Here is a 22952-nt window from a genome sequence, read left to right as displayed (position 1 = left end):
AGCCTCCACCCGCATTGCGATCAGTTCACCTTCGCGACGTCCGGCAGCCTCCAGGCCTTGTCGAAGAACTCCTTCTTCGGACCATAGGCCCGGAACATCAGCTCGAAACCGCGCTGCGGATCGGTCGGCACCCAGTTGGCCTCCTTGCCGGCTGGCGCCTTCGGGCCGAAGTAGATGTCGACGGACCCGTCGGCATTCCGCTGCACCTCGGCGGCGTTCGATGCCCGGCTGGCTCGGCCGACGTTCCTGATGAGCGCATGGGTCTCCCGATCATAGGCGGTCACCGACCAGTACTGCTCAACCGGCACGTTCGGCGGCACGGTCAGGCGGTAGGTCTTGGCTCCGTCATAATTCTCGCCGTCCTTGTCCTTGATGTTGATGAGGTAGAACTGGCCCGATCCCAGCCGCTTGATGCCGATGTAACCGTAGGTGTAGGTCAGGCCCCGCGCGTCAACGGGGTAATGGTCGGGGTCATTGAAGCCGGCCGATGCGGCCTGGATGAGTTCCGGTGATGTCGGGAACGTCCAGTGGGTTCCCTCGAAGAACGTCGGAAGGCCCGCATCGTACCGGGCCTCGAGCAGCATGTGGGTCTCCCGGATGCCGGCATCGAGCGCCTGACCCGCCGCATCGCCAGGCGCGAAGGGCTTGCCCTTTTCGATCCCGAGCGTGCGCAGCGGATCGATCATGGCCCTGTCGCGGTCGAGCCACGGCTCGCTCTGCACGATCCGGTTCAGCCCCTCGTAGAAACTGCGGTCATAGCGGATGGTCGAGTCGAAGAGGATGTCCTTGACGTCGGTGAAGACGGTCGCAGGAGGGCTGGCAGCTTGCGCCAGGGGGTAGATCCTGATCCGCTTGCCGTAGGCGATGGACCTGGCAACGTCGGCTTCGGCATGGCTGGCGAGGTTGGCCCGGAACAGGGCATAGCTTCCGTGGGTTTCGGGTTGCAACCCGACATAGCCGTCGGGAACCTTGTCGGCATAGTCCGGGGGCAGCATGACGAACTTGCTGCCTTGGCCCTTGTCGACCCCAAGCAGGCCGGCGTCCTCGAGCGGCTGCTGCCAGATGTTGACGATGTTGGCATTGAGCGAGCCGTCGGATCCAGCCGGCGGCACCTCGATCACGATCGGCCCCACGTCCTTCGTGTTCATGAACGCCATAAAGTAAAGCGTGTCCGGATTGGGGGTGAGCGTCTGGTTGCGCCAGTCGAGGGGGTGGCCCCAGTAGATCACTTGGTTCACCTTGCCCGGGGTCTTGGTCAGCATCTCCTGGAGCATCAGGTCGTAGTTGACCACCGGCATGCTCCAGATCGCCGCCTCGACGGCCCGGCGCTCGATGACTCTCCGTTCCAACTCCTTGGGCGACGTGCCCTGGGCGGATGCCGGTGCCGCCAGGGACACGACGGCCAGTGCAGCAACAACCAATCTCTTCATGACGTCCTCCGCCAGGTTATCCCTGCATTTGCTCCCAAGGGTCGTCGAGGCGATCGGCCCCCGATTGCTCGGTCGCGGTCTTGCGCGGGATCGCTCATAACCGCCGCCTCCTATTGCACTTCCTCGAAGTCGCCGGGCTTCCAGCTCCGGTCGAAGGCCGCCTGCTCGGGTCCGTAGATGCGAATGTAGGCGAACCAGCCCCTGCCGGGTGCGGTCTTGATCCAGCGTGCCTGCTGCCCGGCTGGCGCCGTCGGCCCGAAGTACAGGTCGAGGGGTTTCGTCTGGTCGACGTCCTTGAGCTCGAACAGCGAGCGCAGCGCCGCCTTGTCCTGATCGGTCTGGACCTGCGAGCGGGTCTGCGCGTCGTACACCGTGACTGACCAGAACAACTGACCCGGCACCGGCTGCGGGATGGTGAGCTTGTAGTTCCTGCCGCCGTCGAGGAATGCGCCTGTCGCGTCGCGAGCACTCAGCCAGTACAGCGAGCCCGCGCCCGCGTTGCGCCGGAACATGGCGGGCGAGGTCACGATGGCCTGTGCGAACCACCGGTCACGGGCATCGAGGTCAATGCTTGTGGGCGTCTCGAACTGGGCGCTGCCGGGCACGAGGCCGGCCCATTCCCACTTGCGGTCGGGCCAGTTGAGGCGATCGGGCCGGTCGCTGTCGAAGGCGGTGACCAGCATCTGGTCACGCCCGGTCTTGGCCGCACGTTCGAGGATCGCCTTCATCCGGGCATCGGGCGCAAACGGCTTGTCCTGCTCGATGCCGAGTTCCGAGAGCAGGCCGTACATTGGCAGGAACTCGGGCACCCGCGGCTCCCCCGCGATGATCTTGGCCAGCACCTCCCAGAACCGGATGTTGTCTTCCCACTTGAGCGAAGAGGAATCCATCGCCTTCTCGCTCGTGTCGGCGATCCGGAGCGGCTGCGGCGATGCTTCGCTCGCGAGCGGGTAGACCTTGATGGCCCGCAGGGCCTCCAGGGCCTTGGGGACATCCCCGTCCGCCGGCAGGGAGCGGACGGCGAGCAGGTTCTTCAGCGACTTGGATCGGCCGACGTAATAGCCGGCCGGAACCTCTCCCGTGTAGCCAGGTGGCAGGACGAGATGCTTACCGCCCTTGCCAGCATCCGGCCCTGGCAGGCCGAGATCCTGCACCCAACCCTGGTGGTGATCGTTGACGAGGCCGATGTAGGCACCCGGTGGCAGCTCGATCACCATCGGTCCGTTGGAGAGGTCGAGCACGGCCGAGCCGTAGGGCGTGTCGGAGTTCAGCGTGAAGCCGACCTGACGCGGTCCCGTGGCGGCGATGCCCATGGCCTTGCCGTCTTCGATCCCGACCGCGCGGTTGCCGTTGAAGATGCCCTCGTTCGAGACGGTGGGATACCAGAAGCGATAGGCGATGATGGCGCGCTGGAAGTCGGCCTCGTCGCGGACGCGCTGCGAGGTGTCACCGACCGGATAGCCGCGCTCGAAGGCATAAGGCAATGATGCGGATGGGGTCTGTGCAGCGACGGGCGTCACCGCAAGGAGGACAGCTCCGAGCATTGGGCCTGCGGGGCGTAGCATGGTCCCAGTCCTTTCTGTGGTCGCGGGAAGTCGCGTTCACCCGTGAAGAAGAACCGCGCTGCTGCGGTCGGGCTGCTCAGGAATTCTATCCCCGTGGCTGAAATTGAGTATCAGGTGAAACCCTGAGCTCCAGACAGGAAAATACCCCATGCCCAGAGACCCTCTGAAAGGGAGCCATAAGTCACCCCAGGAAATTGCGGGCGCCTTGGGAAGGTCTGCTGCCGCACGCTTGAGCGGACGTTCGGCGTACTTCCGCGTCGTGCCAGGAGCTGTCCTTCCTTCCGGACCTTCCGGAGCAACCCAGGGCAAATTGATCCGAGATAGCAGCTCCGGGCGCACAACACCGGCTACCGGGATAACACTTCGCTTGTGTTGCCGGGTCAAAGAGGAGCGGACAGTCCTTTGTCCATTCGCGTCCACCAGAGGTACATCCAGTTCAGACGACAAGATCCTCAAGCAGGCGGCAGATCGTGTTTCGACCAAGGGCACTCATGCTCGGATGGGTATGCTCGTAGTACCACACAAGTCCCATCGCCTGCTGAAACGCCCATGCTGCGCCGCGCGTCCACTCGAGTTCACCCAATCCGAGATAACTCCGCACAACCTCCCTGCGGTCGCGGTCAAGAAGATGCCACGCGGCCACAAGATCCAACGCCGGATCGGCCGGCCCGAAATTGCCAGCGTCGAGCACACCCACGAGACGCTCGCCACGCACAAGAAGGTTCGCCGGAATGAGATCCCGGTGGCTCATGACGTCGGGCCCGGATCGCGGCAACTCACGCAACCGCGCCCACAGGCGACGCAAGCGGGCAACGTCGAGGAGCGCCTCGCTGTTCATGAAACAGACTTCCATCCAATCGTCGTGATCGGGAAGGTTGCCGCCCCGCCCCTGTCCATCAAAGTGGCGACCCTGAGTGTCCGCGGCCCGCAACGAAGCGATGAGGTTCGCAATGTCGAGTGCAAATGCCGTGGAAGGCGCAAGGCTGGTTGGTGTAACAGGAACACCTTCTACCCAGGTCTGTATCGCCCAAGGCATCGGATAGAGTTCACTGGGCTGGCCAAACCCCAGCGGTCGAGGAGTCGCAACCGGAGAATGCCTCGCGAATTCGGTCATGGCAGCCGCTTCTCTGCGAAGCATATCGGCGCATTCGACCGGCGTCATGGCGCGCAACGGGAACCTCGCGGCGACACTTGATCCAACCCGGAAGATGGCACTGACAGTGCCGGTCAAGCCAAGTTGCTCGATCCGCTCGTGGCGATACTCCGGGAACTGATCGATAATCATCCCCCGAATGGCATCAGCATCAATATGAACCTGATCGTCGTGCATCATGCTGCCAGGATCTCCGGTCAACCTCGCTTCTAAGAGATGGCTACAGGTATGAGTTGCAACGCTCAATGCCGCTAAGTCTTGGAATCAGCACCGGAGGTCCGGAACGGGTCAATGAGTAACGAATAGCAAATGAAGTGAAGGTCGGCTCACGCCACGGATGCGGAAATTCGATCTACTTCCGCCTCGTGCCAACCTCAGACCATCGGCAAACCGTAATTTTCCTTTCGTGAGCATAGAGATATCTTGGCGAGTTGCCTCCCTCGGATGAAGACGCAACCATGACCTCACCGCTGAGGGCGCCTAGAGATCTCAATTCGCGAAACCACGAAGCGTTTACCCTCGAAGTGCCCCGCGAGAACGGATGGCAATCCCAAATGAAAGAGCAATGCCCCTGAGTCACTAGCGGTTTTGAATGAGGATGACAGCAGTACTGACCGCCAGCGCAACAAAGACGGCGATCCTTCGACCAGGTCCTCCACCCTCTCGGCCCCTGGCGGCACTCGGCCAGCAATTACAGTTCCTGTTATGAGAGGCTGGTCAAATGCAGGTGTCTCCGGCATTTGTGCCCCTCTGGCCTGATTCCCAGCGCACAACCGGCATGGCGACGAAATCCCATCTTATCCCTCACCCGACCGCTTCCGCAACTCGGCAATTTGTTGGACATAGTGGGTGCGGCGCTCAACGTACCGCTGGCGTACTGTGTCCATGATTATTGCTGTGAGATGAGGTTCGGCCGTCGCCCGGATCCGCGCCAGCTCGAACTCATACTCGACATCAATGTTGGCTAAAGTCGTGGACAAGATCCAAATCAGTTCTGTAACGCGGTTATCGTTCGCAGCCTTGTCCATGGTCTTGCGTTCCTCCCTGACGTAGTCTTGAGGCTTGCTTGGCAAACTTGATTGCACCCCTCACCAGATCTTCTCCAGGCGAGCCTGCTGCGAAAAGGGCGTCTAAGCTTCGGGGAAGGCCGTGCACCCGTGCCACCCCTTAGCTCGTTCCTCGATTAATTTAGCGTCTCGCCGCCTCCTTGGGCGGTTCTCCCTAAACCGCAAGCGCCGTCGCTGCCTGCCATTAGCCTGAGTTAACTTTTGGTCCAATCAGGCACCAGTCGGATACTTCCTACGGATTGTTCCGCAAGGCCCAGAAGCAGCTGCCGCAGCAGCGGCGTGCTGAGCAGTTCAGGCAAGATTGGCCCAGTGAATGCCCCAAGGGAATAATCCTCACCGTGCCATTCTGAGACGTAGTTCGGCCACATTAGAGATGTGATCGCGCTGTTGCTTACCACCTGCGCAGTCAACCGTGCCTGTCCTGTCGTTTCGACTGCAAGCCGGCTGCCACGGCAATCTGCACCAGTTCAGGCAGGCTTTGCGCTCCCAGCCGCTCCATGATGCGGGCCCGATGCGACTCGACCGTGCGCGGGCTGAGGCTAAGGTCCCGCGCAATCGTCTTGTTGGTCCCCCCTGCGAGTAGTCCGTCCAACACCTCCCGCTCGCGTGGCGGCAACGCTGCAATGAGCGCCTTCACGCGTTCGGCAGCCTGATCTTGTCCGGCCCTCTCCCGGATGGTCGCCTGTGCTGAGGCGAGTGCGTCCAGCATCTGTTCGGGTTGGTACGGCAGGTCGAGGAAATCCACGGCTCCGGCCTTCATCGCCTGAACCCCGACCGTAACATTCCCACCAGACTCTCCGAGCACAATGACCGGCAGCCCGGCCCTGCGCGCCTTCAGCTCTCTGGGGATCGTCAGCCCCCCGGCTTCAGGACTGCGCGTATCGAGCACCACGCAACCCGGCACCAACACCGGCGCTACCGTGAGAAACGATTGTGCAGAGGCAAAGGATTTTACCTCGTAGCCGGCCCCCTGGAGCAGAAGGCACAGGTCCCGACGCGAGACCTCGTTGCCATCGACCATGTAGACGATAGAGCCTTCATTGTGGGTGATATCCTGGGCGATGCCGCCAACCCGTCGGATCCGCCCCTGCTCATCTCGCATTGGAAAGAACGTATCACGGATCCAGCGCACGCCGCCGTCAGGTCGGATGATGTGGTACTCGTACGTGCCCTCCTCGCCGCCTCGGACGCGATCGAAGATGGTGCTAACCCGGTCACGGTCGTCGGGGTGAAGGGCTTGGATCCAATGATCCGGATCGCGTAACGCGACCTCCACAGGCTCGCCCCAGATCGCCGCGTAGGCCGGGCTGATGTACTCTATCTCGTGGGTTTCGAGATCCTGGATCCACAGCACCGTGGAGGAGTGCTCGGCAAACTGCCGGAATCGCTCCTCACTGTCCCGGAGAGCCGTCTCGGCCCGGGACTGCAAGATCGAGGTCCAGGTGCGCTCGGCAACTTCCTGGACCAGCGAGACCTCGTCATCGCGCCAATGGCGCGGCTCGGTCTGATGAACATAGAAGGAGGCGACCAGCCGCTCGTCCCTGACCAGGGGCGCGATGATGGCTGAGCGCTTTCCGGCCCTGAGGAACTCGGCGGCGACGGGACCTTCCCCGGTGAGCGGATGTATCAAGGCATCATCAATGCGTACGGTGCGTCCCGCCCTCAACTCGTGTTCGATGACGGTGCCAAAGTCATCGATGCGATGCCCGCCGACAAAGCTCGGGGTCGTGGCATCGGTCCAATCACGCTCGACCGCAAAGGTCTCACCACTCTCACTCAGTTCATAGTACCCGACACGGTTCGCCCTCAGATGACGCCCCAGCATCTCCGCGGCTGTGGCCATGACCTCGCGCGCCTCGGCCACCCCACGTAAGCGTGTGCTCAGATCGACCAGAAACCGAAGCCGCTGCTCAGTGAGCACGCGCTCGGTCGTCTCCTGCAGGATAATCAGAACGCCACCCAGCTGGTCAGCCCCGTCCATGACAGGGCTGATTGAGCCGGTCCACCAAGTCTCCTCCGGGTAGTCTTTTCGTTGCACGATATCGATGGGCACGTCCTGAACATAGGTCGTCTCACCCCGAAGGGATCGCGCGACCATCGGCGACACGATTTCCCAGATCTCGGACCAAGCTTGCGGCAGGGGCTGTCCAAGCGCCTCAGGTCGGTTCCCGCGCAGCTTGAGAGCGGGGTCATTGTAGAAGGTCGTGAGATCCGCCCCCCATGCGAGATAGGTCGCGAACGCAGAATGAAGCATGTTGCCGAGCGTGATCCGGAGCGCTTCCGGCCAGGTTTCGATATGACCTAGCGGCGAGCCTGACCAGTCATGCGCCTGGATTCGCCCTCCCATAGTGCTGCCCTTCAAGAATCGCATCGTTCCCAAGCCGCCGTCACTCCACCGTTTGCCATCCGCTAAATCCGACCAACCTTGGCGATACCGGTGTGGCACTTCCACAAACGTATCGGTCGCTCCTATTGGCCGCTCCGGTCTGCTCGAAAGCACCAGGCTGTCATGATGCAGGGTCCCGTCGAGCGGCTGGAGGGTATTTCTCCGTCGTAGTTTGCCGACATGACAACGCGGATGCGCCCGAATAGATGAACGTCATCGGTACCGTTACTTTTGCCCCTACGGGCCGAACCTTGGAGCGCCCCTGGGAAAAGGGGCGCTTTCTTTTTGCGGAGACGGGTTCGTCAGGGAACTTGTCCGGCATATATCCGGACCCCTCTGAGAGCCGGATCTCAGAGGGCGGCACCATTCAAAAATGGCTACTGCCATCATCTACACAGCATTGCTGCAGTCACAAGCAAAGGGCTGAGCTTGACTGAATTGGCCGAGCCTGTCGATCGGGCGTGCCTATCCCAAACTGCGTGCTCGGAAGGACTGCTTTGGGTCGATGCTGTTGAAAAACTCCCCTGCGGGATACTGGGCATCTACAGGTGGTATGGAGCTGCTTAAGCGGCCACTGCATCAGGTATGCTGTTGCTGCTGAAAACAAGGAAATGAGAGTTTTTCGACAGCATCGGTCAAACTTAGCCGTTAGGCATGGCCTTATGAAACTCAGCTCACCCTATGAGTTCGGAAGTTCGGCTTTCGTCCGCCTCGTGCCAGATGTATGGTCCGGCCGTGCGTCGCAAGATGATGTTGGCAGAGTGACAAACGTGAGAGCTGCATCAATGTATTCGGCCTCGTGGTGGAGCCTCAGCTCCGGGCCATCATGGGGATCCGCGCGCATCCAAGACTCGCTAGCGGCGAGACCTCTATGGGCCATTATGGCACCCAGTCTTGTGGTTGCGCCGGGCAGACCGTTCGTCCATCTCCTTCGTCATCTCGCAGACCTCGGCGGGAAGCCGCTGATTAGCTAACCGGTGTCATCATTCGACCCTCAGGGTTGATGGATCATCTGAACCGACAGGATCGTGTCTCAGAGGTGAGTTCGTATCAGGCTGCTGCATGGGAGGCACTCCTGGGCTGATAGCCGTGCCCTCGCGCCAGCACCGCCCAGGCGATGCGCGCCAGCTTGTTGGCCAGAGCAATCACCAGCATGTTGCGATGTAGCCGCCGGCCCGCAGTCTCGATCCAGAGCCACAGGCCGAGCCTCGCCCCATGTGGCCGGCGCACCAGCACGATGTGAGCCGCTTGGACGAAGAGCATCCGCAGGTACTTGTTGCCGCGTTTGGAGATCTTGCCCAGGATCGTGCGATCACCGGTCGACTCCTGCTTCGGCACCAGCCCGAGCCAAGCGCCGAAGTCCCGCCACTGCCTGAAGCCTGCACCTGTACCAATGGCCGCCACCACGGCCGACGAGATGATCGGTCCGACACCCGGCACGCTCATCAGACGCTGACAGTGTTCGTCCTGGGCGGCGAGCGCCTCGATCTCGGCGCAGACGTCCGCAATGCGCGCGTCGAGCTGACGCCAATCCTCAGTCAGATCGGCAATGAGGTGAACGATGCGCCGCGATAGAGCATCAGAGGACGAACCCAGGATGCTTGGCAGCGCCTGCCGCAGCGGCGCAAGGCCCTGGCGCACGGTGATGCCGCGCTCCAGGAGGAAGCCCCGGATCTGATTGGTCACGCCGGTGCGTTGACTGACCAAGCGCGAGCGCACCCGATGCAAGGCGAGCAGATCCATGTGCTCGGGCGTCTTGATCGCCACGAACGACATGGTGGGCCGTTGCACCGCCTCCGCGATGGCTTCAGCATCGCGATAGTCGTTCTTGTGGCCCTTGAGGAACGGTTTGACGTATTGAGCCGGGATGAGGCGTACATCGTGGCCGAGCGCCCGGAGTTGGCGGCCGATGTGGTGGGCTCCGGCACAGGCCTCCATGCCGATCAGGCAGGGTGGGATGTGGGCCAGCCGCTGCGGGAGCTGCGAGCGGGAAAGCTTGATCCGCAGCACGATGGCGCCGCGCTGATCCTGGCCGACGAGGTGGAAACTGTTCTTGCCGAGATCGATGCCCAGCGTGGCAATGGCGGAAGAGGAAGAAGACCGTGACATGGGACGTGCTCCTTACGTGGCTCGAAGCCCCACAGCTTACGAACAAGCGGGGCAGAAGCACGGCCGGACCATCCCATTAGCAGTCGTTCCCTCACGCGCCGTCTGTTGGCAGGGATTGGAGCGTACAGTCATTCCGGTAGAGGAACCATCAAACCGACCTTGACGCGATCCATGGCGACGAAGGTGCGGAACCGCTTTACGTTGTTATTCCCGAAGAACAGGCGCCGCGTCAGTGCCTCATAGGCGGTCATCGTTGACACCACGACCACCAGCACGAAGTCCGCCTCTCCAGTGACATAGTAGCACTGCTGCACCTCCGGAACCGAGGCGAACTCCCGCTTGGCCGCATCGATCAGCTCTGCCGTCTCACTGATCACCTCGACCTCGACGAAGATGGTGATGGATTGTCCAACCTGGGTTGGATCGACAACTGCGACATTGGCTTGGATGACCCCGGCCTTCTCCATCCGCCGGATGCGGCGCTGCACGGCAGGAGCGGACAGACTAACGGCCTCACCGATCACCCGCTGCGGGGTTGTATTGTCCCGCTGGAGGATGTTCAGGATCGCGAGATCGAAGCTGTCGAGGGTGATCGACGACGAAGGCTTAGGCACCACGGGGCCACTCACACGAAAAATTCTTGCATTCAACAGGTCAAAATAGAGCGCCTTTCTCGTGGCAGGCGCAATATCTTCTCGCCGTCTCAGCAATAAAGGATGGCGATGTTCCTGCTCAATCAGCACCCCGACTACCGCACGCCTCTTGAGCCAGTTGATGCCAAGACGCTCGGCGTACCGGCCGCTGAAGAGGTCGAACGTTATCTCACCTATCGGGACAACCATGCCCCGACGCCCCTACACACCCTGCCGGCCCTGGCTGCCGAACTCGGCGTGGATTCCGTCCATATCAAGGATGAGGGCTTCCGGCTGGGCCTCGGCAGCTTCAAGGCGCTGGGCGGCTCCTATGCGGTCATCCGGCTTGTGCTGGAGGAAGCCCGCTGCCAGCTCGGACGCGCAATCGATGTCGCTGAACTGCACGCGCCCGAGGTCCGTGCCGTCACTGCTGGCATGACGGTCGCTTGTGCCACCGATGGCAATCATGGACGCTCAGTGGCGCAGGGTGCCCAACTCGTTGGAGCCAGTGCTGCCATCTTTGTGCACTCCGGCGTCAGCGACGAGCGTGTGGCGGCCATTGCCCGCTTCGGCGCTCAGATGATCCGGATCGAGGGCACCTATGACGATTCGGTCGCTGAGGCCGCACGCGTCGCTGCCGAGAAGGGCTGGACCATCGTCTCTGACACCTCCTGGCCGGGTTACGAGCGCATCCCCGGGCTGGTGATGCAGGGCTACACCGCCATGGTGCGCGAAGCCCTGCGCCAGCTTCCCGAAGCACCGACCCATGTGTTCGTGCAGGCTGGTGTCGGGGGTGTCGCGGCCGCAGTCGCGGGGCATCTCGCTCTCGCCCTTGGGGACCAGCGGCCGACCTTCGTCGTGGTCGATCCCGCCCGAGCCGCCTGCGTCTTCGAGACCGCGCGCGCAGGACGTCCGGTCCGGATCGACCACGGCGAGCCGACCGTCATGGCGATGCTCGAATGCTACGAGCCGTCGCTGGTTGCCTGGCGGGTGCTGTCGCGCGTCGCCGATGCCTTCATGACCGTCGACGAGAAGGATGCGGTCGCGGTGATGAACCGCTTGGCCCGGCCCACCGGGAACGATCCGGCCATCGTGGCGGGTGAGAGCGGCGGTGCAGGTCTCGCCGGTCTCATGCGCGCGGCTGCGGATCCTGAGATCCGAACAGCGCTTCATCTCAACGGAGCGTCCCGGGTCTTTGTCATCAACACCGAAGGCGCCACCGATCCGGAGCGCTACGCGGAACTGGTCGGGATGCGGCCTGAGATCGTTGCAACCACCCCTAGAAGGGCTGACGCATGACAACGCTCTCAATCAACGCGGAGCGCCTGCTTGGCCGGCTCCGGGAACTCGGGCAGATCGGTCGCGACAGCGATGGCAGGCTGATCCGGCTCACCGGCTCCGACAACGACAAGGCAGGACGTGACACCGTCCTTGCCTGGATCCGCAGCGCGGGCCTGGAGGTTGCGGTCGACCGCATCGGCAACATCTTCGGAATCTGGAAGGATGACGCAAATGCGGATGCGGCGCCTGTCCTGCTCGGCTCCCACATCGACACCGTCATCAATGCCGGCATCTATGACGGCTGCTACGGCGTGCTGTCCGGGCTGGAAGTGATAGAGACCCTGAAAGCTTCTGGGTATGTTCCTACACGGCCTATCGCAGTCGCCGCCTTCACCAACGAGGAGGGCGTGCGCTACGCCCCCGACATGATGGGTTCGCTCGTCTATGCCGGCGCGCTCGTGGTCGAGGAGGCGCTGGCGACGGTCGGCACCGATGGCACGGTGCTCGGGGCGGAGCTGGAGCGGATCGGCTATGCCGGCTCCGAGGAGCCGGGCTTTCTCAGGCCGCACGCCTACGTCGAGTTGCACATCGAACAGGGGCCTGTGCTGGAGTGCGAGGGCGTGCCCATCGGTGCGGTCGAGAACCTTCAGGGCATCTCCTGGCAGCGCATCACCATCATGGGAGAGGCCAACCACGCCGGCACGACGCCGATGTCGATGCGCCGGGATGCAGGCCATGCCGCAGCCCGCGTGGTCACCTTCCTGCGCGATCGGACCCGCACTTCGAATACACCCACCGTTGCCACCGTCGGCTGCATGAGCTTCGAGCCGAACGCAATCAACGTCATTCCCTCCCGCGCAACCTTCACGGTCGACCTGCGTGATCCCGACGAAGGGCGCCTCCAGGCGGAGGAGGCAGCCCTTGCCGCCTACCTGACGGAGTTGGCGGCTACCGAGGAGGTCACAATCTCGGTCGAACGGCTGGCGCGATTCGAGCCGGTGACCTTCGACCGGGGATCGTGAAGCTGGTGGAGGAGGCCGCACGCAAGCGCGGGCTGGCCTCGAAGCGCATGACCTCGGGCGCGGGTCACGATGCCCAGATGATCGCCCGTATCGCGCCCGCAGCCATGATCTTCGTGCCGAGCATCGGCGGCATCAGCCACAATCCACGCGAGCACACGCCGGATGCCGACCTCGTTGCAGGCGCCAACATCCTGCTCGACGTGACCGCTACTCTCGCAGCCCCATAAGGAGACACCGATGGCCCTGGATCTGGACGCCCTGGCTCAAGAGATGACCGCCTGGCGGCGCGACCTGCACGCGCATCCCGAGTTCGGCTTCGAGGAGAGGCGTACGAGCGCCTTCGTGGCCGCCAAACTGCGGGAGTTCGGCCTTGACGAAGTGGCCGAAGGCATAGGTGGCACCGGCGTCGTCGGCACGCTCAAACGCGGAAGCGGCAACCGGGCCATCGCGCTCCGGGCCGACATGGACGCCCTGCGCATCACCGAACAGGGCACGTCGGAGTACCGCTCGCAGAATCCCGGCACGATGCATGCCTGCGGCCATGATGGCCACACCGTCATGCTGCTCGGGGCCGCCAAGCTCCTCGCCGAGGAAGGCGGGTTCGACGGCACCGTGCGCTTTGTCTTCCAGCCTGCCGAGGAATGGGGCAAGGGCGCGCTCGCCATGCTGGCGGACGGGTTGATGGAGCGCTTCCCGTTCGAGGAAATCTACGGCCTGCACAACATGCCGGGACTGCCCGTCGGGCACTTCCAGACCCGAGTCGGCCCGATCATGTCGGCGGAGGACAACTTCGAGATCGTGCTGAAAGGCGTCGGCGGCCATGCCGCCCGCCCGCATTGGGGCAACGAAGTACTGGTCGCCGCCTGTGCAACCGTGATGAACCTCCAGACCATCGTATCACGCCGCCTCAGCCCGACTGACATCGGTGTCGTGTCGGTGACGGAACTGATCACCGACGGCATCCGGAATGCGTTGCCCGGGCTTGCCCGCATTCTCGGTGATGCCCGCAGTTTCCGGCCGGAGGTCAGTGCAGAGATCGAGAAGCAGATGCGCATCATCGCGGAGGGCACCGCCTTGACGTACAATGTCGCCGCCGAGGTGACCTACACGCGCGAGTTCGTGCCGCTCCTGAACGATGCCGCTCTGGCGGACGAAGCCTTCGCTGCCGCTCAAACCGTGTTCGAGCCTGAGCATGTGTCGACTGCCCGCGAACCAATGACGGGGTCGGAGGACTTCGCCCGCTTCCTGAAGCACGTGCCGGGCTGCTTCGTCTTCGTCGGCAACGGCACGGATTCGGCGCCCCTGCACAACCCATCCTACGATTTCAACGATGACGGGCTGCTCTATGGGGCACGCTTCCATGGCGCCATCATCCGACAGCGGTTGCCATCGGCCTAATCGCCACGGATCAAGAATTAACGTCAGGGAGAAATAGCCGCCTAAAGAGCTGCCGTTCCGGATTAGCGGACTTCGCAGGTTCCTAGCGCCGGAAGACAAGGCTGAGATTATTGGCGGGCATCGAGATCCGCTCGACAAGCGTCAACCCGTACCTTCCGGCGAGCTCTGCCACCTCCTCGAGGTCCCGGATACCCCAATCGGGATTCCGACGTCTGAGATCGGCATCGAAGGCTTCATTGCTTGGTGCCGTGTGGATACCGTTCTCCTTGTACGCTCCGTAGAGGTAGAGCACGCCGTCGGGGGACAGCGCCCGTCCTGCCCCGGCCGCCAGCCCTTGAGTCGCCTGCCAGGGGCTGATGTGGACCATGTTGATGGCCACGACGGCGTCCACCTGCTCGACAGGCCATTCGGGAGCTGCGGCATCGAGGCGAAGCGGCGCGAGAAGGTTCGGCAGGCCAGAGATGGCCCGATGAGCAGTGATGCTTCTCAAACCCTGCTCATCCTGATCCGATGGCTGCCATGTGAGGTGCGGCAACGCAGCCGCGAAGTGCACCGCGTGCTCGCCCGTGCCGCTGGCGATCTCGAGAACCGTGCCAGTCGGCGGCAGAACTCTGCGCAATACGGCCAAGATCGGATCGCGGTTGCGGGCCACTGAAGGTGCAACCCGTGCATCCTGGGAAGACGATGTCGTTGTCATGAAGGCGTATTCCTCATCATGCGGTGCCTGTGCTGTCATGCCGTGGAGAGGAGCCGTCGACAGGACAGACACCGCCACTCTGCGGACGATCAGTTGGAAGAGCCGATCCTTTGGAGCGTGTCTGTCACAGCACATCTCGCTGCCTCCAACGCCCCGGCCAGAAAACCCGGTTCCGTTGCGCTGGTTTCGCTGCCGGCCAAGGCGAGGCGCCGTTGCCACGCTCCCGTGACCCAGGCGGAACCCTCTGCCGAGGGGTGACCGCCGAATCCTCTGTCTGCCGATGTTGCGGTCAGCGGGTCCTTTGACCAGTCCTTGTAGAGCGTGGCTCGCGGTTGGAGCGCCTGAGGTCCGAAGATTCGGGCCAACTGCTCGATGCAGGCCTGGGTGACCACGGCCTCGCCAATCGCCGAACGCTGATCCGGTCCCATACCAAGGAAGCCGAACAACCCCGGCTTCCCGGATGAGGTCGTCGCATCGTGGATTTCCATCAAGGGCCCAACCACACTCTGCGCCGTTCCCGACAACCCGGCCTCGCGCCAGAACGGTCGATCATAGAGGGCGAAAAACTTCGCATGCGGGGCCATCCAGGTCGGCGTGCTACGCCAGCGATCGGTCGTCGATGGCTCCAATGCAGGCGTGAATTGCACTGTCGCTTCGAGGAGACGCGGCGGCACCGCCGTGATCACTTGGCTAGCGTGGGTTTCCTCCTCCCCGCCACCGGGAAGGCTAATGGTCAGCCGCACCCCGTCCTCTGCGAGCGCGATCCGGGTGACATGCGCCTCGCACTGGATGCAATCCTCAGGCAGGCTGGCCATGAGCGCGCGGACGATAGCGGACATACCGCCAACCAGCCGGATTGACTGTGGGTCCTGCCTTGGCCCTGCATGGCGGAGCGGCCCCTCGCGCGAAAAGCGCTCGAAGACGACATCACCTTCACTGAACTGGGTGAAACCGGACAGTCCGAGTTCGTCGACTAGGGCGCCTATCGCCGGCTGCATCCTTGGCCAGATCCAAGACGCGCCGAGATCGAATCCGTCCTCGCTCGGACGACCTTCCTCATCGACTGACAGAATGCGCCCGCCGACACGGTCGCGGGCCTCCAGGATCTGGACCCCGATACCTGCGGCGTGAAGCAGACGGGCAGCGTAGAGGCCGGAAAGGCCGGCTCCGATGATCACAACCGTAGCGGCGGTGGGTTTCATGCAGGCTTCCTCTTGGCGGCTTAGGCCCCATGCACTGGGGCGTACTAGACTCCTCCTCCATACTAACTTCCTATCATGAGGAGAAATGGTAAGAGCTCATTGATCGATGAGCGGGAGTCATGAATGCTGGACCACCAACACCTCGCCGTTCTCCGGGAAGTCGACCGCTCAGGCAGCGTGACCGCGGCCGCCGAGCGACTGAACGTCAGTCAGTCGGCGCTGTCGCACATGATCCGCAGGGTCGAGGAACGCTATGGGGTCAAGCTCTGGGTCAAGCAGGGACGCGGCCTGCGCTTCACACAGGCTGGCGAATACCTGCTCGGCCTCGCCCAGCGGGTTCTGCCACAGATGGAACACGCCGAGCGGGTTCTGGTCGACTTCGCCCAAGGGCGGCGCGGCGCCCTGCGCACTGGGATGGAGTGCCACCCGTGCCAGCGCTGGCTGATGCGTCTGACCCCGCATTACCTGGCTGCCTGGCCGGACGTGGACCTGGATGTCCGCACGGCCTTCCGCTTCGATGGGGTCGCTGCGCTGCTTGGCCACGAGATCGACCTGCTGATTACCCCGGACCCGATCGATCTGCCTGATCTCCTGTTCACGCCTGTCATCGATTATGAGCTCGTGCTGGTCGTGCATGAGGAACACCGTCTGGCCCGATGCGATTGGGCCACACCGCCGGATCTCCTCGACGAGGTGTTGATCACCGTCCCGGTCAGCGTCGAGCGGCTCGACGTCTACACGCAGTTTCTCGTGCCGGGGCAGTGTCGCCCGCGGCAGCACCGGACGGCCGAAACGACCGATCTGATGTTGCAACTCGTTGCTGCCCGGCGGGGTGTTTCGGTCCTGCCAGACTGGCTCGTCCGCGAGGAGGGAGCGCAGCTTCCCATCCGCGCCGTAAGGCTTGGGAAGAGCGGGATCAACAAGAGCATCAATCTCGGCGTCCGCCGCGGCGAGGAAGGGATTGCCTACATCGCTGGCTTCCTATCTCTTGCACAGGAACTAGAGGCCAAAGCTGACCCAGCGACCGACTGGAGCTAGTGACCCTCGCATGACGGCGCGGGAGCTTACGTCCGGAAAGGGTCTTGGTTGTATCAAAACGCTGACAGGTCCCTCGTTGAAGCAACTTCATGTCTCGCAAGGCCGAGTAGGCTGGAGATTTCACGGCCTATGAGGTTGGTGTTGTACAAATAGTTCGTCGAGCTCGGACCTATTCGCGTTTTGACACAGGCTGGGTCACAGGCAGTCCTTCATCTTGGCCGTGTGAAGGTCCGCTCCCGGCCCTCAGGCGGGCATTGGGCCGGCGGGTCGGAAGGTGTGATTTAGTCGCGCGTCCGGCAAGTCGTCGACTTTCCTGCTCGGGTCAGCGTTGCACCCTTGCCCTTGATCCAGAACTCGACGTCGCCCTGAGTGTATCGCCCCCCATCCGCAGAGAGAGCCTGCGGGAGCATCATCTCAGTCGAAGATCCGGCATAAACCAGCTTCACTGACCCCATTGAAGTGCTTGGAGGTGAGAACGTGGCCTGAAGCTTTGTGCCATCCATACATGTGTAATGAACAGGTGTACGATCTTGGGCCGTCGCTCCTGTGGCGGCACCGATCAGATAAAGTGCGGTCATGATCGTTCTGCCGAGGGCAGATGATGTACAGTTCACGAGACAGTCCCTTCCTTCTCGACCGCCCTCCGTAAGTCCGCATTGGGGCGGCCCTGCGATCCAGAAGATCCTGCTGAAGATCCTCAACCACGTCCTGGTCTGGCTGCCCATTTTCTTGGCAGTGTCAGCCGTTCACGAGGCAATGCCGCAAGGATGACGGTTGGCATGCATCTCTCTGCTATGCCAACATTCCCACGCTCAGACCTAATCTGCTGGTGCTGGAGGCTTCATGAAACTGATCGCATCCATTGCTTCGATGGCAATGTTCCTGATGCCCACTATTGCCCTGTCGGGGCAAGGCTTCGATCTGATTGTTCTCGGCGCTTTGGGCGGCATTCAGGACAGCAATCTCAGTTCCTACCTCATTCGGCCACACGGGGACCGCAACGCCATCGCCTGTGATGCCGGCAGTCTGGTCAACGGGTTGAAGGTCGCTCAGGACAAGGGCGTCTTCAGAGACGTCAAAGTGCCTGAGGGTTCGACCGACAGCGTCATCGGGCACGTGTTGAAAAGCGAGATTAAAGGCTACCTGATCAGCCATGCTCACCTCGACCATGTACAGGGCCTGGTGGTCGCATCGCCGGATGACAGCAACAAGACCATATATGCGCTACCATCGGTGAGCGCCGAAATCGAGCAGACCTATTTTAACTGGAAGGCCTGGCCCAACATGCTGGATCGTGGCCAGCCGCCTCAGTTGAGGAAGTATCGCCTGGAGGATCTGAAGTCCGGGGAGACCAAGGACCTTGCTGGCACTACGATGACCGTCACCCCCTTCCCGCTCAACCATGCAGGAGCCGAATCGACCGCCTTCCTCATCGAAAGCGGGGGTGACGCCATCCTGTGCTTCGGGGATACCGGCCCTGACGAGGTTCAGAAGGCTTCCAATATGCAGGATATCTGGAAGGCGATTGCCGACAAGGTGAGGCAGCGGACGTTGAAGGCCATCATCCTGGAAGTGTCGTACACCAGCGATCGGCAGGACAATCTGCTGTTCGGGCACATGACACCGAAATGGGTTCACAAGACGCTGCATGTTCTGGATCAGGAATCCGGCGGCAATGCCCTGAAGGGGCTGCCGGTCGTCGTGAGCCATATCAAGTACTCATTGACCAACGAGCAGCCGCAGGAGGCGATCCGCAAGGAACTCGAGGCCGGCAACGATCTTGGTGTTCAGTTCGTGATCCCGGAACAGGGTGCGCTTTACCACTTCCGGTAAGGCGGTGAACTTGCGTCGTCTCAGCGCCACGCCGGGAATGGACCATCGATTTCCCCATCCGGGCCCACCGGGATCATCGTGGGCAGTCGCCATCAAGCCGCGTGTTGGAGGAGTTCCTTGACTGCCGGCTCCAAATCCGTGATCGGCTGGATGCTTGGCGGGAACTCCAGCGTCCGATCCTCCGGCCACGCGATGAGGTGGGTGCCGGCGGTAAGGGCGGCCTGCGCTCCGGTCGGACTGTCTTCGATGGCAATACACTGCTGCGGCTGAAGCCCAAGAAGCGTCGCCGCCCGCTCATAAGGCTCAGGGTCAGGCTTGCCCCGCACCACGTCATTGATCGATACCGAAATAAACCCGGGCGTTTCCAAGCCCAGCACCCTGATGTTCGCGTTCACCACGATCCGGTCGGAATTCGACACCAAGGCCTGTCGGAGCCCCGACTGCTCGAAGAGCTGCCAGGCCTCCAGCGCGCCGGACCGCACCGAGATCTCTGCGGCATGGGCGGTGTAGTAGCTGTATTTCAGCCGGCGCCACTGGTCGAAGCTCATCGACAAGCCGAAGGTCTGCCGGCACTTCTCGTAGACGACCTTCGCCGCCCGGCCGACGATCTCGTGATGAAACTCGTCAGGCACCTCCACCCCTTCGGTTGCCAGGGTATGGCGAAGGGCACGAAAGTGCATGTCCTCGCTCAGGAGCAGGGTGCCGTCGATGTCCCCCAGCACGGCCCGAAACGGATGCTGTCCTGGCCTAACTCCGCTGGGATGTTCGTTCGTCATAAATCAGCTCCATCGCGGGCTGCGATTGCGGACGACGCATGGGCTGTCTCATCGGTGGGCTCAAACAGCTCCAAGCATCAGAGCAGGAGGTATGGCCGCTCACCGATCCGTTTCAATGATCCCGTCGCGTCTTCAGGTCACATTTCAGCCCTCCTGAGGGCCAACCATCCCGACTGGGCTTGGTTCTTGAGCTTGGGGTGGAGAGTCTGATACTGGATCTGGTGATTGATGCCAGGCGCAAGGATCTCGGTGGCTTTGAAGTCGGCCGGGTGCTCCCCTTCATGCGGCGGCGCATGGTTGGGCCGTTCATCTTCTTCGACCATATGGGCCCCGTAGATCTGCCTCCCCACGTGCCTCGGACAACCGACGTGCGCCCTCACCCGCACATCGGGCTCTCAACCGTCACCTACCTGTTTGATGGTGAGATCACGCACCGGGACAGTACGGGGGCTCAGCAGGCCATCCGGCCCGGCGCTGTGAACTGGATGACGGCCGGCAGCGGCATCAGCCACTCAGACATGTTGCTGGGCGGAGAACCTCTGGGACCACGGCACATCTGGTGGAACTTCCTGTCATTGCGCCAGGACAGGATCAAGCAGGCCAAAGCCGACTGGCAGAACGGTCGCATTCATCTGCCCCTGAACGATGATCAGGAGTTCATTCCGCTGCCGGAAGACCCGAGACCTGCTCCAGAACCAATGTCCTGAGCCAAACCTGCTGTGTGAAAAGCGACATGAGAGCACCCCTCAAAGCGGTCGAGGAGGCGCTGCGCTGCTTCTGATGCCATGACGGGCCAATAGCGATCGACATCCTGCTCAACGCGCTTCTCTCGCTCTGCACCGGAGAGGATCGGATACCAGCCCGAGCGCTCAATGGCTTCCTTCAGCAGCGCCCGCGCTTCCCGTTCGACCTGATCGGGTCCGATGCTCGCCATTCCAGTCCCGCCCTGACGTGGTGTCCGGCAAAGAAAAGACCGCTGTACCCAGCGGCCCAAGGTGAGAGGGGCCCGCCCTCTTTCCAGAGAACCGTTGCGTCCATCGTTCAGGACGCGCCGATGTGAAAGATAGTGATACGAAGGAAGCCGATTCTGGAATTCCGTGTCGTCAACGCACCTATGTACGCAATTCAATGCACGTATCGCTTACCCATGTGCCCAGTAGGTTAAAGCAAGCGCTTGTGACGAATGTCAGCCTCCACGATGAGCTTGTCGCCGAAGCGACGCTCGATCTCGGATACAGCTTGAGGCGATGCCTCAATGACGACGCAACTTGGATTGCCCGCCTCCTTAACCTGGACGCCAGGCACTTGGCGGACGCACTCCTCGGCCGTCACAGGTTCCAACCGTGCCTCACGCCTGATCGCGACTACGTACGTGGCCAAGGCCAACCCTCCCCAGATCGGGCTCATTATAAACAACTTCTCTCGAGAACGGGATCTCTGGCCAAGACAAGAGAGGACGTCCAACATTGCACAGAATAACCTATAGGAGTCCTCTGATAGCCTGTGACCCGCGGAAATCCCCAGGGCGCTCTTCTGCCAAGGATCTGCCTTTGATGTCCCGAATTAACGGCGCGATGACTTTTCGCGCGGACGAACAGGGTCGGAAACACCACCCTCTTGGTGGCACTACTGGGTGGGACAGACACAGTGCGACCGCGTCTGGGATCTCAATGCCATACCGGCGAGCGGATGTTGCCATGAACCACAACCAACCCGACCTCTTCCAAGCTTCCCCTTCCTTGCCTCAGGGGTTCAGATATCGTCCCGACTTCCTCTCGGCGGATGAGGAGCGCGATCTGGTGGAGCGGTTTGCGGACCTGGCTTTTAAGGCGTTCGAGTTCCGAGGGTATCAGGGCAACCGACGTGTTCTCTCCTTCGGCTGGCAGTACGACTTCAACCGAATGGAACTGCAGCGGACGGAGGACATGCCTGAATTCCTGCTCCCATTGCGGGAGCGCGCGGCTCGCTTTGCCAGCCTGCACGCCTCTGATCTCCAGCACGTTCTCCTCACCGAATATGCCGCCGGGGCTGGGATCGGCTGGCACAAGGACAAGCCAATGTTTGCCGAGGTAGTCGGTATCTCACTCGGATCGCCATGTGTATTTCGCTTCAGTCGCAAGGCGGGCAGCAAGTGGGAACGCGCCTCCGTCGTGGCCGAGCCGCGCTCCGCATATCTGTTACAGGGACCTTCCCGCACAGAATGGGAGCACAGCATCCCGGACGTGGATCGACTGCGCTACTCGATCACCTTCAGGAACTTCAAGCCCTCACGCCACCCGGACGGCTAAGGAGGGGCAGCGCGTGAACCATGGTGCTGTCATGCATCACAGGCATGAGCATGCCGCTGTTCCAAGGCTTATACCCGGACACTAAAATTGTCGTTGCACAGTCAGCCTTACTCTGCTGTGAATGTATGTGGCAGCAGGCGCTCAAAGGTCGTCCGTAGCTTTCGGTAACATTCGCAGGAGCCCTGTTCCAATTTGACGATGTCAGCTATGGTGATGCCGCCCCTCACCTGTTGGATCACTCCGGCGGCCTGGAGTTTGCCCATGATGGTGGTGACCGTGGAGCGTTGCACACCAAACCGTTCCGCCAGAAGCTCATGAGTGAGCGGCAGGATGACTTCATCCGTTCTGTGATGGGTGCTCAGGATCCAGCGGCACAGGCGCTGCTCAACACTGTGGACTGCATTGCACGCGACTGATTGCAGGATGCGCGCCTGCATAGCCTCGGCGAAGCGGTTCATCAGCCCTGCGACCATGGGACGTGCCTGGAGAACCGCTTGCAGTTGATCCAAGGAGATCCGAGAGGCAGTTCCCCGCATCTGCACAACGTAGTTTCCAAAGGCTTGGCGCGTGACCGATGCTGGAATAAGACCCATCACACCTTCCCGGCCGCAGACAGCCATCTCCGCCGTGCTGCCATTCTCCATCACGGTAACCAGAGAGATCACAGCATCATGAGGAAAGTAGGCATGGTGCAGTGCCTCGCCCGCCTCGCAAATGATCTGCCCTCGTCTCAGGCTGACCATCTCGAGATGGGGCTCAAGGTAGACGAGATCATCCGGCTCCAGAGCGAACAGGAGCCGGTTGGCGTAACGGCCGGCTCGTCTCATGCTATCTCGCATGCCGGATGATCAGCTTGCCGGTGGGTGGCTTATGACACAGCCGTCCTGTCATTGGGTCCAAACCCCACGCGGACACCACCACAAGTTATTGCTTGCTCTTCGAGATGGTCTATTGCGCATCAAAGTAATCTCGCATTCGGCCCTGGATCAGCACATGCCTATGGCGAAGAAGTCGCCAAGCTGCTGGGACTACCTTCCCGATGCCAGATGATCGGTAGACGGCCTGCCTTGACGTT

The 22952-nt window shown here is 61.9% G+C and carries 19 protein-coding genes and 1 pseudogene; 7 read left to right on the top strand and 13 right to left on the bottom strand.

Annotated features, from left to right (window positions below; genetic code table 11):
* Positions 1–20: 20 nt before the first annotated feature.
* From U0023_RS30860 to U0023_RS30830, 7 genes are all read right to left on the bottom strand, one after another.
* Entirely contained in the window at positions 21–1430 is a 1410-nt protein-coding gene (locus tag U0023_RS30860; protein ID WP_009488959.1) for a DUF1214 domain-containing protein, read from the bottom strand.
* 110 nt (positions 1431–1540) lie between these two features.
* The gene (locus U0023_RS30855; RefSeq protein WP_009488958.1) at positions 1541–2995 is read right to left on the bottom strand and encodes a DUF1254 domain-containing protein; all 1455 of its coding nucleotides are present in this window, start codon (positions 2993–2995) and stop codon (positions 1541–1543) included.
* A 436-nt stretch (positions 2996–3431) separates the two neighbouring features.
* Positions 3432–4328: an aminoglycoside phosphotransferase family protein gene (locus tag U0023_RS30850; protein ID WP_009488957.1), complete on the bottom strand. Its 897-nt coding sequence runs from the start codon at positions 4326–4328 to the stop codon at positions 3432–3434.
* Positions 4329–4945: 617 nt separating this feature from the next.
* Positions 4946–5176 carry a hypothetical protein gene (locus U0023_RS30845; RefSeq protein WP_009488956.1) on the bottom strand — a complete coding sequence of 77 codons (231 nt, stop codon included), beginning with the start codon at positions 5174–5176 and terminating at the stop codon, positions 4946–4948.
* 445 nt (positions 5177–5621) lie between these two features.
* Positions 5622–7577, bottom strand: a complete 1956-nt coding sequence (locus tag U0023_RS30840; protein WP_195904133.1) for a PAS domain-containing protein — start codon at positions 7575–7577, stop codon at positions 5622–5624.
* A 1074-nt stretch (positions 7578–8651) separates the two neighbouring features.
* Positions 8652–9710, bottom strand: a complete 1059-nt coding sequence (locus U0023_RS30835) for an IS110 family RNA-guided transposase (RefSeq protein WP_009488951.1) — start codon at positions 9708–9710, stop codon at positions 8652–8654.
* Between the two features lie 128 nt (positions 9711–9838).
* Complete coding sequence (locus tag U0023_RS30830; protein ID WP_009488950.1) at positions 9839–10327, bottom strand: Lrp/AsnC family transcriptional regulator; 489 nt, start codon at positions 10325–10327, stop codon at positions 9839–9841.
* Positions 10328–10432: 105 nt separating this feature from the next.
* Between U0023_RS30830 and U0023_RS30825 the strand changes: the two genes are divergently transcribed.
* The 3 genes and pseudogenes from U0023_RS30825 to U0023_RS30815 all read left to right on the top strand — a co-directional run bounded on the left by U0023_RS30825 (position 10433) and on the right by U0023_RS30815 (position 14043).
* The gene (locus tag U0023_RS30825; RefSeq protein ID WP_009488948.1) at positions 10433–11641 is read left to right on the top strand and encodes a diaminopropionate ammonia-lyase; all 1209 of its coding nucleotides are present in this window, start codon (positions 10433–10435) and stop codon (positions 11639–11641) included.
* Positions 11638–12872 (top strand): annotated as a pseudogene (locus U0023_RS30820) (allantoate amidohydrolase). Before U0023_RS30825 ends, U0023_RS30820 begins: the two are co-directional and overlap by 4 nt.
* Before the next feature lie 10 nt (positions 12873–12882).
* Positions 12883–14043: a M20 aminoacylase family protein gene (locus U0023_RS30815; RefSeq protein ID WP_009488943.1), complete on the top strand. Its 1161-nt coding sequence runs from the start codon at positions 12883–12885 to the stop codon at positions 14041–14043.
* 82 nt (positions 14044–14125) lie between these two features.
* Here U0023_RS30815 and U0023_RS30810 read toward each other — a convergent pair whose 3' ends face one another.
* Together U0023_RS30810 and U0023_RS30805 are read right to left on the bottom strand one after the other, a co-directional pair.
* Positions 14126–14740, bottom strand: coding sequence for a DUF938 domain-containing protein (locus tag U0023_RS30810; RefSeq protein WP_040637849.1), 615 nt, complete (start codon positions 14738–14740; stop codon positions 14126–14128).
* 89 nt (positions 14741–14829) lie between these two features.
* The gene (locus U0023_RS30805; protein WP_009488939.1) at positions 14830–15942 is read right to left on the bottom strand and encodes a flavin monoamine oxidase family protein; all 1113 of its coding nucleotides are present in this window, start codon (positions 15940–15942) and stop codon (positions 14830–14832) included.
* A 123-nt stretch (positions 15943–16065) separates the two neighbouring features.
* Here U0023_RS30805 and U0023_RS30800 point away from each other — a divergent pair, with 123 nt between their 5' ends.
* A complete protein-coding gene (locus tag U0023_RS30800) occupies positions 16066–16980 on the top strand; it encodes a LysR family transcriptional regulator (RefSeq protein WP_009488937.1) in 915 nt (304 codons plus the stop codon).
* A 281-nt stretch (positions 16981–17261) separates the two neighbouring features.
* On the opposite strand, the gene U0023_RS30795 is transcribed toward U0023_RS30800, so the two are convergent.
* Positions 17262–17483: an MliC family protein gene (locus tag U0023_RS30795; RefSeq protein ID WP_280940642.1), complete on the bottom strand. Its 222-nt coding sequence runs from the start codon at positions 17481–17483 to the stop codon at positions 17262–17264.
* Between the two features lie 340 nt (positions 17484–17823).
* Here U0023_RS30795 and U0023_RS30790 point away from each other — a divergent pair, with 340 nt between their 5' ends.
* A complete protein-coding gene (locus U0023_RS30790; RefSeq protein ID WP_009488935.1) occupies positions 17824–18813 on the top strand; it encodes an MBL fold metallo-hydrolase in 990 nt (329 codons plus the stop codon).
* Between the two features lie 92 nt (positions 18814–18905).
* Here the strand turns inward: U0023_RS30790 and U0023_RS30785 are convergent, their stop codons facing one another.
* On the bottom strand, positions 18906–19589 hold the full coding sequence (locus tag U0023_RS30785; RefSeq protein ID WP_009488933.1) for an HAD family hydrolase: 684 nt from the start codon (positions 19587–19589) through the stop codon (positions 18906–18908).
* Between the two features lie 209 nt (positions 19590–19798).
* Here U0023_RS30785 and U0023_RS30780 point away from each other — a divergent pair, with 209 nt between their 5' ends.
* Positions 19799–20296, top strand: coding sequence for a pirin family protein (locus tag U0023_RS30780; RefSeq protein WP_040637846.1), 498 nt, complete (start codon positions 19799–19801; stop codon positions 20294–20296).
* A gap of 454 nt (positions 20297–20750) precedes the next feature.
* Here the strand turns inward: U0023_RS30780 and U0023_RS30775 are convergent, their stop codons facing one another.
* The gene (locus tag U0023_RS30775; RefSeq protein ID WP_154660879.1) at positions 20751–20969 is read right to left on the bottom strand and encodes a hypothetical protein; all 219 of its coding nucleotides are present in this window, start codon (positions 20967–20969) and stop codon (positions 20751–20753) included.
* Positions 20970–21286: 317 nt separating this feature from the next.
* Here U0023_RS30775 and U0023_RS30770 point away from each other — a divergent pair, with 317 nt between their 5' ends.
* Positions 21287–21877, top strand: a complete 591-nt coding sequence (locus U0023_RS30770; protein WP_009488926.1) for an alpha-ketoglutarate-dependent dioxygenase AlkB — start codon at positions 21287–21289, stop codon at positions 21875–21877.
* A 107-nt stretch (positions 21878–21984) separates the two neighbouring features.
* Here U0023_RS30770 and U0023_RS30765 read toward each other — a convergent pair whose 3' ends face one another.
* Positions 21985–22704 carry a Crp/Fnr family transcriptional regulator gene (locus tag U0023_RS30765; protein WP_009488924.1) on the bottom strand — a complete coding sequence of 240 codons (720 nt, stop codon included), beginning with the start codon at positions 22702–22704 and terminating at the stop codon, positions 21985–21987.
* Positions 22705–22952: the final 248 nt, after the last annotated feature.

The sequence above is a fragment of the Microvirga lotononidis genome (assembly GCF_034627025.1).
GTDB lineage: Bacteria > Pseudomonadota > Alphaproteobacteria > Rhizobiales > Beijerinckiaceae > Microvirga > Microvirga lotononidis.
The sequence above is the reverse complement of the archived record's forward strand: the minus strand, read 5'-3'. Positions and strand labels throughout refer to the sequence as shown.

Excerpts from the sequence above, each read along its gene's own strand:
- U0023_RS30810 (WP_040637849.1), bottom strand. The coding sequence starts at position 14,740 with ATGACAACGACATCGTCTTCCCAGGATGCACGGGTTGCACCTTCAGTG.
- U0023_RS30855 (WP_009488958.1), bottom strand. The coding sequence starts at position 2,995 with ATGCTACGCCCCGCAGGCCCAATGCTCGGAGCTGTCCTCCTTGCGGTG.
- U0023_RS30795 (WP_280940642.1), bottom strand. The coding sequence starts at position 17,483 with ATGGATGGCACAAAGCTTCAGGCCACGTTCTCACCTCCAAGCACTTCA.
- U0023_RS30800 (WP_009488937.1), top strand. The coding sequence starts at position 16,066 with ATGCTGGACCACCAACACCTCGCCGTTCTCCGGGAAGTCGACCGCTCA.
- U0023_RS30805 (WP_009488939.1), bottom strand. The coding sequence starts at position 15,942 with ATGAAACCCACCGCCGCTACGGTTGTGATCATCGGAGCCGGCCTTTCC.
- U0023_RS30845 (WP_009488956.1), bottom strand. The coding sequence starts at position 5,176 with ATGGACAAGGCTGCGAACGATAACCGCGTTACAGAACTGATTTGGATC.
- U0023_RS30860 (WP_009488959.1), bottom strand. The coding sequence starts at position 1,430 with ATGAAGAGATTGGTTGTTGCTGCACTGGCCGTCGTGTCCCTGGCGGCA.
- U0023_RS30825 (WP_009488948.1), top strand. The coding sequence starts at position 10,433 with ATGTTCCTGCTCAATCAGCACCCCGACTACCGCACGCCTCTTGAGCCA.
- U0023_RS30815 (WP_009488943.1), top strand. The coding sequence starts at position 12,883 with ATGGCCCTGGATCTGGACGCCCTGGCTCAAGAGATGACCGCCTGGCGG.
- U0023_RS30835 (WP_009488951.1), bottom strand. The coding sequence starts at position 9,710 with ATGTCACGGTCTTCTTCCTCTTCCGCCATTGCCACGCTGGGCATCGAT.
- U0023_RS30770 (WP_009488926.1), top strand. The coding sequence starts at position 21,287 with ATGAACCACAACCAACCCGACCTCTTCCAAGCTTCCCCTTCCTTGCCT.
- U0023_RS30785 (WP_009488933.1), bottom strand. The coding sequence starts at position 19,589 with ATGACGAACGAACATCCCAGCGGAGTTAGGCCAGGACAGCATCCGTTT.
- U0023_RS30790 (WP_009488935.1), top strand. The coding sequence starts at position 17,824 with ATGAAACTGATCGCATCCATTGCTTCGATGGCAATGTTCCTGATGCCC.
- U0023_RS30850 (WP_009488957.1), bottom strand. The coding sequence starts at position 4,328 with ATGATGCACGACGATCAGGTTCATATTGATGCTGATGCCATTCGGGGG.
- U0023_RS30765 (WP_009488924.1), bottom strand. The coding sequence starts at position 22,704 with ATGAGACGAGCCGGCCGTTACGCCAACCGGCTCCTGTTCGCTCTGGAG.